Origin of the sequence: Streptococcus oralis, assembly GCF_016028255.1 — a bacterium.
Lineage (GTDB): Bacteria > Bacillota > Bacilli > Lactobacillales > Streptococcaceae > Streptococcus > Streptococcus oralis_AC.
The window spans coordinates 1608486-1624066 of record NZ_CP065707.1 but is presented as its reverse complement, the minus strand read 5'-3'; the positions used below and the strand labels follow the sequence as shown (position 1 = coordinate 1624066).

Here is a 15581-nt window from a genome sequence, read left to right as displayed (position 1 = left end):
GAATATGAAGTTAAATAAGTATATCGATCATACGCTTTTAAAGCAAGATGCAAGCCAAGAACAAATTGATCGTTTGCTATCTGAAGCGCGTGAGTATGACTTTGCCAGCGTTTGTGTCAATCCCACATGGGTGAAACATGCGAAAATAGGACTTGATGGTTCAGATGTAAAGGTTTGTACAGTAGTAGGTTTTCCTTTGGGAGCAACAACTTCAGATGTGAAAGCTTTTGAAACAAAAGAAGCTGTTCAAAACGGTGCAGATGAGATTGATATGGTTATCAATGTTGGTGCTCTCAAATCAGGCAATCTTGATTTAGTTGAATCGGACATCCGTGCTGTCGTCGAAGCAAGTGGTGACAAGTTAGTAAAAGTTATTATTGAAGCCTGCTTGTTGACAGACGATGAAAAGGTTGTGGCTTGCCAATTATCCCAAAAAGCAGGCGCTGACTTTGTCAAAACATCAACTGGATTTTCAACTGGCGGTGCTACGGTAGCAGATGTTAAATTAATGCGTAAAACAGTCGGGCCAGATATGGGAGTTAAGGCAGCTGGTGGAGCTCGTTCATATGCGGATGCTGTTGCTTTTGTGGAAGCAGGTGCTACCCGTATCGGAACATCTGCTGGCGTTGCGATTTTAAAAGGAGAATTGGCAGATGGCGACTACTGAGTTGATTGAACTAGCAATTGAAACCAGCAAACAAGCCTATGTCCCCTATTCTCACTTTCCCATCGGAGCTGTTTTAGTAGCCAAGGATGGTAGTATTTATACGGGTGTGAACATCGAGAATGCTAGTTATCCCTTGACTAATTGTGGAGAGCGTACCGCTATTTTCAAAGCAGTTTCGGAGGGACAACGGAAATTTTCAGAATTGATTGTCTACGGACAAACTGAAAAACCTATCTCGCCATGTGGTGCTTGCCGCCAGGTCATGGTTGAATTTTTTGAACAAGATCTAAAAGTGACTTTAGTCGCTAAAGATAAATCGACGGTCGAGATGACGGTCGGGGAGTTACTTCCATACTCATTTACAGACTTAAACTAGTCTGAGTCACTCTCTGAGTGACGTGGTCCTTGTGGCCAACCAATCCATACTTGCAACATCGTTGCACATCTTATTTAGGAGGTTCAGTAATGAACAAGAAACAATGGCTAGGCCTTGGTCTAGTTGCAGTGGCAGCAGTTGGACTTGCTGCATGTGGTAACCGCTCTTCTCGTAACGCAGCTTCATCTTCATCTGAAATGAAGACAAAAGCAGCGATCGTAACAGATACTGGTGGTGTTGATGATAAATCATTTAACCAATCAGCTTGGGAAGGTTTGCAAGACTGGGGTAAAGAACACAATCTTTCTAAAGATAAAGGCTTTACTTATTTCCAATCAACAAGTGAAGCAGACTATGCTAACAACTTGCAACAAGCGGCTGGAAGTTACAACCTGATCTTCGGTGTTGGTTTTGCACTTCACAATGCAGTTGAAGAGGCAGCAAAAGACCACTCTGACTTAAACTATGTCTTGATTGATGATGTGATCAAAGATCAAAAGAATGTTGCGAGCGTAACATTTGCTGATAACGAAGCAGCTTACCTTGCTGGTGTTGCAGCAGCTAAAACAACTAAAACAAAACAAGTTGGTTTTGTAGGTGGTATCGAATCTGAAGTTATTTCACGTTTCGCTGCTGGATTTAAGGCTGGTGTTGAGTCAGTAGACCCATCTATCAAAGTACAAGTTGACTACGCTGGTTCATTTGGTGATGCTGCCAAAGGTAAAACAATTGCAGCAGCTCAATACGCTGCAGGTGCAGACGTTGTCTACCAAGCAGCTGGTGGTACAGGTGCTGGTGTCTTTGCTGAAGCAAAATCTTTGAACGAAAGCAAAAATGAAAATGAAAAAGTTTGGGTTATTGGTGTAGACCGTGACCAAGCAGCAGAAGGTAAATACACTTCTAAAGATGGTAAAGAATCAAACTTCGTTCTTGTATCTACATTGAAACAAGTTGGTACAACTGTAAAAGATATTGCCAACAAAACAGAAAAAGGTGAATTCCCTGGTGGACAAGTTATCGTCTACTCATTGAAAGATAAAGGGGTTGACTTGGCAGTAACAAACCTTTCAGAAGAAGGTAAAAAGGCTGTCGAAGATGCAAAAGCTAAAATCCTTGACGGAAGTGTAAAAGTTCCTGAAAAATAATGGATAAAAGTCATTTCTTAGGAAGCGGCCATCGGTCGCTTCTTTAAGAATTGAGGCAATTTTTGTCTCAATAGAGCTTGTTAATGTGATTAGCAGGTTTTATTGAAATAAAATAAACCTCTGAAAGGAAGAGCATATGGCACACGAAAATGTCATTGAGATGCGGGATATCACCAAGGTGTTTGGTGAATTTGTAGCAAACGACAAGATCAATTTGCAACTGCGAAAAGGTGAAATCCATGCACTTTTAGGAGAAAATGGAGCGGGTAAATCCACTCTGATGAATATGCTGGCAGGACTTCTTGAGCCAACTAGTGGTGAAATTGCGGTGAATGGTCAAGTTGTCAAACTAGATTCACCTTCTAAAGCTGCTAGTCTAGGAATTGGGATGGTTCACCAACATTTTATGTTGGTTGAAGCTTTTACAGTAGCTGAAAATATCATTTTGGGGAGTGAAATCACTAAAAATGGTGTGCTAGATATAGCTGAAGCTACTAAAGAAATCAAGGCTCTTTCTGAACGTTATGGTTTGGCAGTGGATCCTGCTGCTAAGGTGGCGGACATTTCCGTTGGTGCCCAACAACGTGTAGAAATCTTAAAAACACTTTATCGTGGTGCTGATATCCTTATCTTTGACGAACCTACAGCTGTATTGACTCCTTCTGAGATTGACGAGTTGATGGCTATCATGAAAAACCTTGTCAAAGAAGGAAAATCCATTATTTTGATTACCCATAAACTGGATGAAATTCGTGCGGTATCCAATCGAGTGACGGTTATCCGTCGTGGTAAATCAATCCAGACGGTTGAGATTGCTGGAGCTACCAATGCTGATTTGGCAGAAATGATGGTAGGACGCTCTGTCTCCTTTAAAACGGAGAAACAGGCACCACAACCCAAAGAAGTGGTCTTGTCTATCAAAGACTTGGTTGTCAATGAAAACCGCGGTGTACCAGCAGTAAAAAATCTATCCTTGGATGTTCGTGCTGGTGAAATTGTCGGTATTGCAGGTATTGATGGCAATGGTCAATCTGAACTCATTCAAGCCATTACAGGTCTTCGTAAGGTTGAGTCAGGTAGCGTTGAATTAAAAGGCAAATCAATCGTAGGGATGCATCCTCGACAAATTACAGAACTAAGCGTGGGGCATGTTCCTGAAGACCGTCACCGTGATGGCTTGATTTTGGAGATGATGATTTCAGAAAATATCGCTCTTCAAACCTACTACAAAGAACCACTCAGCAAGAATGGTATCTTGAACTATGCTAATATCACTTCACATGCTAAGAAATTGATGGAAGAATTTGACGTTCGTGCGGCAAGCGAATTTGTTCCAGCAGCAGCTCTTTCAGGAGGAAATCAACAAAAAGCGATTATTGCTCGTGAGATTGATCGTGATCCTGAACTCCTTATCGTCAGCCAACCAACTCGTGGTTTGGATGTCGGTGCCATTGAATATATCCACAAACGTTTGATTGAAGAGCGCGATAACGGTAAGGCTGTCCTTGTTGTCAGCTTTGAATTGGATGAGATTTTAAATGTCTCAGACCGAATTGCTGTTATTCACGATGGTAAGATTCAAGGTATTGTATCGCCAGAAACGACTAACAAACAAGAACTTGGTGTCTTGATGGCAGGTGGAAACTTGGGAAAGGAGAAGAGTGATGTCTAAAAAATTACAACAAATTTCGGTTCCCTTGATTTCCGTATTCTTAGGAATCTTGCTCGGGGCCATTGTCATGTGGATCTTCGGCTACGATGCTATCTGGGGTTATGAGGAGTTGTTCTATACAGCTTTTGGTAGCCTTCGCGGGATTGGGGAAATTTTCCGTGCCATGGGACCTCTAGTCTTGATTGGTCTTGGTTTTGCTGTTGCTAGTCGGGCAGGTTTCTTCAACGTTGGACTTCCTGGTCAAGCGCTTGCCGGATGGATTCTCAGCGGTTGGTTTGCCTTGTCGCATCCAGACATGCCACGTCCAATGTTGATTTTAGCGACTGTGGTGATTGCTCTGATCGCAGGTGGAATTGTTGGTGCAATTCCAGGTATTCTCAGAGCTTATCTCGGTACGTCAGAGGTTATCGTAACCATTATGATGAACTACATTGTTTTGTACGTAGGGAACGCCTTTATTCATTCTTTTCCGAAAGACTTTATGCAAAGTACAGACTCAACGATTCGTGTGAGTGCCAATGCTAGTTACCAGACACCATGGTTATCTGAGTTGACTGGTAATTCTCGTATGAATATCGGTATCTTCTTTGCTATCATTGCTGTTGGGGTGATTTGGTTCTTGCTTAAGAAAACGACTCTCGGTTTTGAAATTCGAGCAGTTGGTCTCAATCCCCATGCTTCAGAGTACGCTGGTATTTCAGCAAAACGTACAATCATCCTATCAATGATTATCTCTGGTGCTTTGGCTGGTCTCGGTGGAGCTGTTGAAGGGCTTGGAACCTTCCAAAACGTTTACGTTCAGGGGTCATCATTAGCTATCGGATTTAACGGGATGGCAGTTAGTTTGCTTGCTGGAAATTCACCAATTGGAATTCTCTTTGCAGCCTTCTTATTTGGAGTTTTGCAAGTAGGAGCACCAGGTATGAACGCAGCGCAAGTTCCGTCTGAGCTTGTCAGCATTGTAACAGCGTCTATTATCTTCTTTGTCAGCGTTCACTACATTATCGAACGCTTTGTCAAACCTAAAAAACAAGTTAAAGGAGGTAAGTAAGGATGTCTATTACAACATTACTCACCCTCTTGGTCTCTTCTATGCTGATTTACTCAGCACCACTTATTTTTACGAGTATCGGAGGAGTTTTCTCTGAACGTGGTGGTGTCGTTAACGTCGGTCTTGAAGGAATTATGGTTATGGGAGCCTTTTCTGGGGTTGTCTTTAACCTTGAGTTTGCAGAACAACTTGGAGCAGCGACTCCTTGGATTTCCTTGTTAGTTGCTGGTATCGTGGGAGCTATTTTCTCTCTCATCCATGCCGTCGCAACGGTTCATTTCCGTGCGGACCATGTTGTCAGTGGTACAGTATTGAACTTGATGGCTCCTGCCCTAGCGGTTTTCTTGGTTAAAGTTCTTTATAACAAAGGACAAACGGATAACTTAAGCCAGACTTTTGGACGTTTTGATTTCCCAGTTTTGGCTGATATCCCTGTGATTGGAGATATCTTCTTCAAGTCAACAAGTTTGCTAGGTTATATTGCGATTGCCTTCTCTTTCCTCGCATGGTTTATTCTCTTCAAGACACGTTTTGGTCTTCGCCTTCGCTCTGTTGGTGAACACCCTCAGGCAGCGGATACCTTGGGGATCAATGTCTACAAGATGCGATATCTTGGGGTTGTTATTTCAGGTTTCCTTGGTGGAATTGGGGGAGCGATTTATGCTCAATCCATTTCTGTCAACTTCTCAGTGACAACTATTGTCGGTCCTGGATTTATCGCTCTTGCTGCAATGATCTTTGGTAAATGGAACCCAATTGGTGCTATGCTTTCTAGTCTTTTCTTTGGACTTTCACAAAGTTTGGCAGTTATCGGTTCTCAATTACCTTTCTTACAAGGAGTGCCAGCGGTTTACCTTCAAATCGCCCCTTATGTCTTGACCATCCTTGTCTTGGCAGCCTTCTTTGGAAAAGCAGTCGCACCAAAGGCAGACGGTATCAACTACATCAAGTCAAAATAAGCATACAAAAAAACGTCAGTTTCAAACTGACGTTTTATTTGTTAGGATTTTGATGGGTTAGGTTTAATCCCCATGGGACGAGATTTTCAGTTTTATTTTGGATGCGTGTGATATTATCCTTGTGACGAATGATAATCAAGCTAGCAAGTGCTAGGATAATCAGAATGAAGAGGGGGTCATAGCTGCTCAGGATAAATCCAAATAGTGGAAATAGGAGAACTCCGATAACGGCTGCGATAGAAGCAGTAACGCTAGACAGTGAAATCATACTACCTAGATAGAGGCTTCCAAAGAATACGATTGCTAGATAGAGACAGAAAACAGGCGCAAATCCGAAAATCACTCCAGCACTGGTTGCGACAGCCTTACCACCTTTAAAGCCTGCAAAGATAGGAAAGGTATGTCCAATTACGGCCAAAAGACCAAAGACGAGAGGTGAGATTCCTTGCAAATGGAAAAAGATTGGAAGCAGAGTGGCCAAGGTTCCTTTAAAGAAGTCAATCGCAAAGGTTGCCATACCCGCTTTCTTACCCAAAATACGGAAAGTATTGGTCGTACCAGTATTTCCAGAACCGTGTTCGCGCAGATTTGTTTGAAAGAAAACTTGTCCAATCCAAAGACCAGACGGAATCGAACCTAGTAGATAAGCTAAAATTAATAATACAAATGTCATCATGTACCTATTATACCATGAAATGGTGTAGAAAGGCTGAGAATCTCTTGTGAAATTGTGACAGCTGAACGGGAAAAACTTTGCAAAATCCCTAGAAAACCTGTAAAATAGAAAAGATGAACAAATAGGAGGTTCCTTGTGTCAAAAAAGGAAATCAATATTAATAACTACAATGATGATGCCATTCAGGTGCTAGAAGGGTTGGATGCGGTCCGTAAACGTCCGGGTATGTACATTGGATCGACTGACGGAGCTGGTCTCCATCATTTGGTCTGGGAAATCGTGGACAATGCAGTAGATGAAGCCTTGTCTGGATTTGGTGACCGTATTGATGTGACTATCAATAAAGACGGAAGTTTAACCGTTCAAGATCATGGTCGAGGGATGCCGACTGGGATGCACGCCATGGGAATTCCAACTGTTGAGGTTATCTTTACCATTCTCCACGCTGGAGGAAAATTCGGTCAAGGTGGCTATAAGACATCTGGAGGTCTCCATGGAGTGGGTTCTTCCGTTGTTAATGCCCTATCAAGTTGGCTAGAAGTTGAAATCACCCGTGACGGTACAGTCTACAAGCAACGTTTTGAAAATGGCGGGAAACCCGTCACAACCTTGAAGAAAATTGGTACAGCACCCAAGTCTAAGACAGGTACCAAAGTCACTTTCATGCCTGACGCGACGATTTTTTCTACGACAGACTTTAAGTACAATACCATTTCAGAACGTCTCAATGAGTCAGCCTTTCTCTTAAAAAATGTCACCTTGTCATTGACGGACAAGCGAACAGATGAAGCAATTGAGTTCCACTATGAGAACGGAGTTCAGGACTTTGTATCCTATCTGAATGAAGACAAGGAAACCTTAACGCCAGTCCTATACTTTGAAGGGGAAGATAATGGTTTCCAAGTGGAAGTTGCCCTCCAGTACAATGATGGATTTTCAGATAACATTCTATCCTTTGTCAATAACGTTCGTACTAAAGACGGTGGAACGCATGAGACAGGACTCAAGTCAGCCATTACTAAGGTCATGAACGATTATGCGCGTAAGACGGGACTTCTCAAGGAAAAAGATAAAAATCTTGAAGGGTCAGATTACCGTGAAGGACTAGCTGCCGTCCTTTCTATCCTAGTTCCGGAAGAACACCTCCAGTTTGAGGGTCAGACCAAGGATAAACTGGGGAGTCCACTAGCTCGTCCGGTTGTGGATGGAATTGTGGCTGATAAGTTGACCTTCTTCCTTATGGAAAATGGTGAACTGGCTTCCAATCTCATTCGCAAGGCTATCAAGGCGCGTGATGCTCGTGAAGCGGCACGTAAGGCGCGTAATGAGAGCCGAAATGGTAAGAAAAACAAGAAAGACAAGGGCTTGTTGTCTGGAAAATTGACTCCAGCCCAGTCTAAAAACCCTGCCAAGAATGAACTCTACCTAGTTGAGGGGGACTCTGCCGGTGGTTCTGCCAAACAAGGTCGTGACCGTAAGTTCCAGGCTATCCTACCTCTTCGTGGTAAGGTTATCAATACAGCCAAGGCCAAGATGGCAGATATCCTGAAAAACGAAGAAATCAACACCATGATTTATACCATCGGTGCTGGTGTTGGAGCAGATTTCTCCATTGAAGATGCCAACTATGACAAGATCATTATCATGACCGATGCGGATACCGACGGGGCCCACATTCAAACTCTTCTCTTAACCTTCTTTTATCGCTATATGCGTCCACTAGTCGAAGCTGGACATGTCTATATCGCCCTTCCTCCACTTTACAAGATGTCTAAAGGTAAAGGCAAGAAAGAAGAAGTGGCCTACGCTTGGACGGATGGTGAGCTAGAGGAACTACGTAAGCAGTTTGGTAAAGGGGCTACCCTTCAACGCTACAAAGGTCTTGGTGAGATGAATGCGGACCAACTTTGGGAAACAACTATGAATCCGGAAACTCGTACACTCATCCGTGTTACGATTGAAGACCTAGCCCGCGCAGAACGTCGCGTCAATGTCCTCATGGGTGACAAGGTTGAACCACGCCGTAAGTGGATTGAAGACAATGTCAAGTTTACGCTTGAGGAGAGTGGAGAGATGGTGTTTTGATATGAACAAATTCAATATTAGAAAATTATACTATTTGTAAATTTAGGAGAATTTAAATGTTATGTTGTAATTGTGATGAGTATAATTTTATTCTTTCTATTGAAGAATATGTTGTAAGAGAGCATCCCAAAGAAAATATTATTAATTTTTTATTTGATGAGTATTCACAAAAATGTTTTCAGGATATTACTTGTGAAAGTTGTGGAACAAATTTAGTTAGTGGAGAAAGTTATTTTCCCAACAAAATGGATGTTATAAATGAGTTAAAGAACTATGTAATTTCTAAAATGAATCAAATGATAATTCGATGTGAAGAATGTTCAGAGATTAAAGATTTTTGTTATAGTTTTGAGCAGAACTTCGAAGATGATGAATCTATCGACACTGAAATCGATCCTGCAAAAACATTGGCAGAGTTATTAAATGAGCAATTCAATATTGATTATGAGTCAGAGTACTTTGATTCAATTGTTGAAAATATTCATTGCGGAAATTGTGGTAACGGAACTGGTGTAGATTATGAAAATAAAAAAGATAATGGTGTATTTAATTGGGATACTGAAGTTTACACAAATTATGAATTAGATGAGTTTGAAGAAAAGTTTTATGGAGAGAAAGAGGAGTTACGAACAGATATTAGTTTGATGGCACTTAACTTCTCTAAAGAGGAATTAAATGATTTAAAAAATGATTATATAAAAAATAAAATTTATATTTCGAGAAATCCTCATTTTCGTAAACTAGAAAATAGGATAAAGAAGTGGTTTAAAGATGGTGAATTTATCTATAAGATGAATAAAAATCGGATTCTATATAGAACAAGAGTAGTAGATATAGACAAAATAGTAGACAAAAAAGATTTATGGGCACCACCTGCGACATTTGCAAACCAAGGGAGATTTAATGACATCGGAACAAGTGTTCTATATTGTTCGAATGATAAGAGTATACTAGAAAAGGAGGTTCCGATAAAGGAAGATGATACAGATAAAAAGAAGCGAATATTAGTTAAAATCATTAGCAATAGAATACTGAATCTATTTCCAATAAACTATATATTTGGAAAAGACGAGGGATTTAATGGATTAATCAGTGAAAAAGACAACGATTTTTCTGAAACTGTGATAAAAAAACATTACATTATTTGTAATATAGTGTCAGCAATCTGTTCCAAAATTGGATATGATGGCATAGTTTATAAATCAGTTAAAAGTGGAGAGTATATAAATTATGCCATTTTTAATGTTAAGGAAGATGAAGATTTAGGGATAATAGATAAACTAGAAATTACATATAATGGTTTTTGATAAAAAATAAAATTGGATAATAATGGTAATTGTTACTATTCAATACTTAAATAATAATTTATTAAAAAACTACCTCGGAAAAAGTAATGTGTATAGAGAAAAAATTGACAGGTGTATTTTAATAGTGTATGTTTTATTGTAAATTATACTACAATCAATTTCTATGAATATCTAAATATGAGACGTTAAGTAATTTATATGATAATAGTAATTGTTTCTATAGTTGGAAAAAATATAACGAAAATCTGTTAGAAGAATTAGTGGAAGAGATTAAGAAACTGTCAGTGATATATTTGCAAGGAGAATATGATGAATGTCAAACAGAAAATATTAGGCAGATTGGGATTAGAAAATGATGAAGAATTACTTAATCTTCTAGATCTTAGCAATAGACTAGATAAGATTAAGCATTTTTATCCCGAATTTCAATTCAGTACAAATAATTTGATTGAAATGTCATGGGAAAATAATGGATATTTTAAGCTAATCGGCTCCGATAATAAAAAAACTAAGGAAACTACTTCTTTTAGAAGAGGATGGGAAACGATTTTAAAGTTTCCCGCCAGAAGTGATGATTTTGGGCCATTAAATGAAACTCCGGATGCTTTTCCGAAAGGAAATATTCCAAAAGGGAATAGTGAAGATTGGTACTTTCACAGAGGACATATTTTTGCGAGAAGATTCCATAAATATGTAGTTGGATATAAAATTTTAAATGCTCAACATCAGGATACCCAAGAAAAGTGGTCTAAAATTTCTATCGATTCTCGGGCTAAAAATCTTTTTACACAATTTTCTAGAGCAAATAAAGCGCAAGCAGAAATCGAAGAAAAAGTGCACCAGTTATTGCAAAGTGAAGAATCAGTCTATTATGAAGTAAAAGCTGTCTTTAAAGATCCAGCTGACAAATATCCTATTGGAACTGAAATATTTTATGTATCACTATCATCACACGATGAGTTCGCACACTATTTTATTCCAAACGTTGATTTTGGTTTTAATTTAGAAAACTCACAAACGGACTATGCTGATTTTTATAAGAATGGATATAGTGAAGAAAATCATAGAAAGTTTTTTGCTGATAGTGATAGAGAACATAGAAATTGGCAGATTAGCGAGAACGAATCTTGTACTGTGGAGTCGAATAGTGGTAATTTTTCTATTAGAGAATTATCTAAGATAGCGGTAGATAGTCTCATTGAAAATCTGAAAACTGATCGGGAAATTAAATTGTATAAGGATGTTCAAGATGGGAAGCAATTAAAATTTTCAGGTGTAACATTAACTCATTATACTTCTACAGGTACGCTGTTATTACAGGGAAATAAATTGCAAGAGTTTGAAAAGGTCAAACAATACCTTTTAGACTATCTGTCTAAGGAAGACTGACAGTACAATCTTGATATTAACTGATTCTAATAGACCAAATTAGAAAAGAAAGAAGAGTAATATGTAAAACAATTCGATAAAAAATCTGATTGATCATTTCTGTTATTTTATAGTCATATTCTTTTCAAAACTAATATAAATAAAAATTAGCAGGTATTTCCATGAGAACTGAAACCGAAATGATAGATTTAATTTTTCAAACCGCAAAAGCGCTAAAAGTAAACGCTGTCGCTATGTCTGGTTCACGGACTGATACAAAAGCACCAAAAGATGAGTTTCAAGACTATGATGTGGTCTATGTTGTGGAGGATTTGGATGGTCTGTTAGCTGACCTGACTTGGTTGGAAAGGTTTGGCAAGCGCATGATTGAGCAGCATAACGTACTTGACCATCGCCACCTCTATCTCATGCTCTTTGAAGATGGCAATCGGATAGATTTGACCCTTTGCCCTAAGGAGCACATTCAAGAGTGGGTGGATAGTGAAGCAGGATTCACCGTTTTAGAATATCCTAAGGGTTTGTTTGAACCTTATTCACCGAGTCCTCAACGTTACTGGACAAGTCCAGCTAGTCAGACAGATTTTGAAAAAGCTTGTAACGAATTTTGGTGGGTTTCCGCCTATGTGGTTAAGGGTATTCGTCGCAAGCAACTTCTCTATGCCACTGACCATCTCTACGGCATTTGTCAACAAGAATTGCTCAAGCTTTTAGCTTGGCAAGTGGCAGCAGATAAGGAAACGGTCGATGTTGGCAAGAACTACAAGTACCTCTTTCAGTATTTGCCTGCTGAGAAAGAGAAAGAATTTTCTGTTCTGCTTGATTTTTCAAGTAAAGAGAAAATCACTCAGTCTTTGTTTGCTACGATGGACCTTTTCCACAGAGAAGCGCAGGCCTTCTCTCTTAAAACCGACTTCCACTATGACAAAGTAACTGCAGAGAAGATGATCGAGTATGCTAAGGAGAGACTCGAAACAAATGAAACATTTACAAAATAATAAGATAACAAAATTTTTACTGATTAGTTTTCTCATTTCTTGGGGATTTGGTTGGGGATTGCTCGCTTTTCTGACGCAAATGAGACTCTTAAGTCTAACAAGTCCACTAGGAGTTTTTCTCCATTTACTAGGAGGTTTCGGTCCAACCATTGCAGCCATTTCTTGTTTGCCTCAAAAATCCATTAAAAGCATAGTCTCTTTTATCTTAGAGGACTCAAAGAAATATATTTTGTTATTTCTTTTACTAATTTTCGTGCAGACAGGTGTCATTGCTTTCTCATCTAAGGAGCTTAATCCGGCTTTTCCACTAGGAAATTTGTTTGTTGTTTTTTTGAGTGCAGTCTGTGTTTATGGTGGCGAAGAAGAATTGGGATGGCGAGGCATCTTGCAACCAACTTTGGAAACTAGATTCTCCTTTTGGATTTCCGGTTTGATAACAGGTTGTATTTGGGCAATATGGCATGTACCTTTATGGTTTGTGATTGGAAGTTCCCAAAGTAGGATGCCTTTTATATTATTCAGTCTATTTGCAATTTATCTCAGTATTGTTCTAGCAGCTGTTTTCAAAAAGACTAAGTCGATCCTTTATTGCGCCATTTTTCACGGCCTAATTAATACCCTACTTAGCTTATTTGTTATTAAAATTAATCTTTTATTCATTCTAGGATTAGTAGGATTGCTCTTCTTTTCTCACTACCTACAAAGAAACAGTTAAATTTATACAATATAGATTTACTTTACAATAAAACACTAAAAAGAGAATTATTATGTCTAACATTCAAAACATGTCCCTGGAGGACATCATGGGAGAGCGCTTTGGTCGCTACTCCAAGTACATTATTCAAGACCGGGCTTTGCCAGACATTCGTGATGGCTTGAAGCCGGTTCAGCGTCGTATTCTTTATTCGATGAATAAAGATGGCAATACCTTTGATAAGAGCTACCGTAAGTCAGCTAAGTCTGTCGGTAACATCATGGGGAATTTCCACCCCCACGGCGACAGTTCTATCTATGATGCCATGGTTCGTATGTCTCAGGACTGGAAAAATCGTGAGATTCTAGTTGAAATGCATGGTAATAACGGTTCCATGGATGGTGATCCGCCTGCGGCGATGCGTTATACTGAGGCGCGCTTGTCTGAGATTGCTGGTTATCTTCTTCAGGATATCGAGAAAAAGACAGTTCCTTTTGCTTGGAACTTTGACGATACCGAGAAAGAGCCGACGGTTTTGCCAGCAGCCTTTCCCAACCTCTTAGTCAATGGTTCGACTGGGATTTCGGCTGGATATGCTACGGATATTCCACCGCATAATTTGGCTGAGGTTATCGATGCGACAGTTTACATGATTGACCATCCGACTGCCAAGGTTGATAAACTCATGGAATTCTTGCCTGGACCAGACTTCCCTACAGGAGCTATCATCCAAGGGCGTGATGAAATCAAGAAGGCTTATGAAACTGGGAAAGGGCGCGTGGTTGTTCGTTCTAAGACGGAGATTGAAAAGCTAAAAGGCGGTAAGGAGCAAATCGTTATCACTGAGATTCCTTATGAAATCAATAAGGCCAATCTGGTCAAGAAAATCGATGATGTTCGTGTCAATAACAAGGTGGCTGGTATTGCTGAGGTTCGTGATGAGTCTGACCGTGAAGGTCTTCGTATCGCTATCGAACTCAAGAAAGATGCTAATACCGATCTCGTTCTTAACTATCTCTTCAAATATACTGACCTACAAATCAATTACAACTTTAACATGGTGGCGATTGACAATTTTACGCCTCGTCAGGTTGGGATCGTCCCAATCTTATCTAGCTATATAGCCCACCGTCGTGAAGTGATTTTGGCTCGTTCCCGCTTTGACAAGGAAAAGGCTGAAAAACGCCTCCATATCGTTGAAGGTTTGATTCGCGTGATTTCGATTTTGGACGAAGTCATTGCTCTTATTCGTGCTTCTGAGAACAAGGCTGACGCTAAAGAAAATCTCAAGGTCAGCTATGAGTTTACTGAGGAACAGGCTGAGGCCATCGTTACCTTGCAACTTTACCGTTTGACCAATACAGACGTGGTTGTCTTGCAGGAAGAAGAAGCAGAACTTCGTGAAAAGATTGCCATGCTTGCTGCTATCATTGGTGATGAACGGACTATGTACAATCTCATGAAGAAAGAGCTTCGTGAGGTTAAGAAGAAATTTGCGACTCCACGTTTGAGTGCTTTAGAAGATACAGCAAACGTAATTGAGATTGATACAGCGAGCCTCATCGCAGAGGAAGATACCTATGTCAGCGTGACCAAGGCAGGTTACATCAAGCGTACTAGCCCACGTTCCTTTGCGGCATCCACTCTGGAAGAAATTGGCAAGCGTGATGATGATCGTTTGATCTTTGTTCAATCTGCCAAGACAACACAGCACCTCTTGATGTTCACAACTCTTGGAAATGTCATCTATCGACCAATCCATGAATTGGCAGACATTCGCTGGAAGGACATCGGAGAGCATCTGAGCCAGACCATTACAAACTTTGAAACTAACGAAGAAATTCTCTATGCAGAAGTAGTGGAGCAGTTTGATGATGCGACAACCTACTTTGCAGCGACTCGCCTTGGTCAAATCAAGCGTGTAGAACGAAAAGAATTCTCTCCATGGAGAACCTATAAGTCGAAGTCTGTTAAGTACGCTAAGCTCAAAGACGAGACAGACCAGATTGTAGCAGTGGCTCCGATTAAACTAGATGATGTTCTTTTGATTAGTCAAAACGGTTATGCCCTTCGTTTCAATATCGAAGAGGTTCCGGTTGTTGGTGCCAAGGCTGCGGGTGTCAAGGCTATGAACCTGAAAGAAGATGATGCACTTCAGGCTGCCTTTACCTGTAACACTTCATCCTTCTACCTCTTGACCCAACGTGGAAGCTTGAAACGCGTTTCCATTGAGGAAATTCCAGCGACCAGCCGTGCCAAACGAGGACTACAAGTCTTGCGTGAGCTAAAAAATAAACCGCATCGTGTATTCTTGGCTGGAGCAGTTTCAGAGCAAGGATTCGTTGGTGATCTTTTTAGTACAGAAGTAGAAGAAAACGACCAAACGTTACTTGTCCAATCTAACAAGGGAACAATCTATGAAAGCCGATTGCAAGACCTCAACTTGTCAGAACGTACTAGCAATGGAAGCTTTATTTCAGATACTATTTCAGATGAAGAAGTTTTCGATGCTTACCTCAAAGAAGTCTTTAAAGAAGATAAAGCAAATTCTTAAAAAGAATCAGT

General features: G+C 40.1%; 13 protein-coding genes. 12 read left to right on the top strand and 1 reads right to left on the bottom strand.

The features are described from left to right. The first annotated feature begins 4 nt into the window (after positions 1-4). From deoC to I6G42_RS07905, 6 genes are all read left to right on the top strand, one after another. Positions 5-667, top strand: a complete 663-nt coding sequence (deoC, locus tag I6G42_RS07930; protein WP_038805411.1) for a deoxyribose-phosphate aldolase — start codon at positions 5-7, stop codon at positions 665-667. Continuing rightward, positions 654-1043 carry a cytidine deaminase gene (locus I6G42_RS07925; protein ID WP_038805410.1) on the top strand — a complete coding sequence of 130 codons (390 nt, stop codon included), beginning with the start codon at positions 654-656 and terminating at the stop codon, positions 1041-1043. Before deoC ends, I6G42_RS07925 begins: the two co-directional genes overlap by 14 nt. Before the next feature lie 89 nt (positions 1044-1132). Then, positions 1133-2188 (top strand): BMP family lipoprotein, encoded by a 1056-nt coding sequence (locus tag I6G42_RS07920; RefSeq protein ID WP_038805409.1) that lies wholly within the window; start codon positions 1133-1135, stop codon positions 2186-2188. A gap of 136 nt (positions 2189-2324) precedes the next feature. Beyond that, positions 2325-3860, top strand: coding sequence for an ABC transporter ATP-binding protein (locus I6G42_RS07915; protein ID WP_038805408.1), 1536 nt, complete (start codon positions 2325-2327; stop codon positions 3858-3860). Beyond that, on the top strand, positions 3853-4911 hold the full coding sequence (locus tag I6G42_RS07910; protein ID WP_000038676.1) for an ABC transporter permease: 1059 nt from the start codon (positions 3853-3855) through the stop codon (positions 4909-4911). Before I6G42_RS07915 ends, I6G42_RS07910 begins: the two co-directional genes overlap by 8 nt. Before the next feature lie 2 nt (positions 4912-4913). Then, positions 4914-5870, top strand: a complete 957-nt coding sequence (locus I6G42_RS07905) for an ABC transporter permease (protein WP_000029132.1) — start codon at positions 4914-4916, stop codon at positions 5868-5870. A 34-nt stretch (positions 5871-5904) separates the two neighbouring features. On the opposite strand, the gene plsY is transcribed toward I6G42_RS07905, so the two are convergent. After that, complete coding sequence (gene plsY, locus I6G42_RS07900) at positions 5905-6546, bottom strand: glycerol-3-phosphate 1-O-acyltransferase PlsY (RefSeq protein ID WP_038805406.1); 642 nt, start codon at positions 6544-6546, stop codon at positions 5905-5907. 135 nt (positions 6547-6681) lie between these two features. Between plsY and parE the strand changes: the two genes are divergently transcribed. From parE to parC, 6 genes are all read left to right on the top strand, one after another. After that, positions 6682-8631: a DNA topoisomerase IV subunit B gene (parE, locus tag I6G42_RS07895; protein WP_038805405.1), complete on the top strand. Its 1950-nt coding sequence runs from the start codon at positions 6682-6684 to the stop codon at positions 8629-8631. 56 nt (positions 8632-8687) lie between these two features. Further along, on the top strand, positions 8688-9938 hold the full coding sequence (locus I6G42_RS07890; protein WP_038805403.1) for an RES domain-containing protein: 1251 nt from the start codon (positions 8688-8690) through the stop codon (positions 9936-9938). Positions 9939-10247: 309 nt separating this feature from the next. Continuing rightward, positions 10248-11327 carry a DNA/RNA non-specific endonuclease gene (locus I6G42_RS07885; RefSeq protein ID WP_038805402.1) on the top strand — a complete coding sequence of 360 codons (1080 nt, stop codon included), beginning with the start codon at positions 10248-10250 and terminating at the stop codon, positions 11325-11327. A 161-nt stretch (positions 11328-11488) separates the two neighbouring features. Then, positions 11489-12322, top strand: a complete 834-nt coding sequence (locus I6G42_RS07880) for an aminoglycoside 6-adenylyltransferase (RefSeq protein ID WP_038805401.1) — start codon at positions 11489-11491, stop codon at positions 12320-12322. Then, complete coding sequence (locus tag I6G42_RS07875; protein WP_038805400.1) at positions 12303-13037, top strand: CPBP family intramembrane glutamic endopeptidase; 735 nt, start codon at positions 12303-12305, stop codon at positions 13035-13037. The genes I6G42_RS07880 and I6G42_RS07875 overlap by 20 nt, the downstream gene beginning before the upstream one ends. A gap of 52 nt (positions 13038-13089) precedes the next feature. Further along, entirely contained in the window at positions 13090-15570 is a 2481-nt protein-coding gene (parC, locus tag I6G42_RS07870; RefSeq protein ID WP_068981919.1) for a DNA topoisomerase IV subunit A, read from the top strand. The last annotated feature ends 11 nt before the right edge of the window (positions 15571-15581 follow it).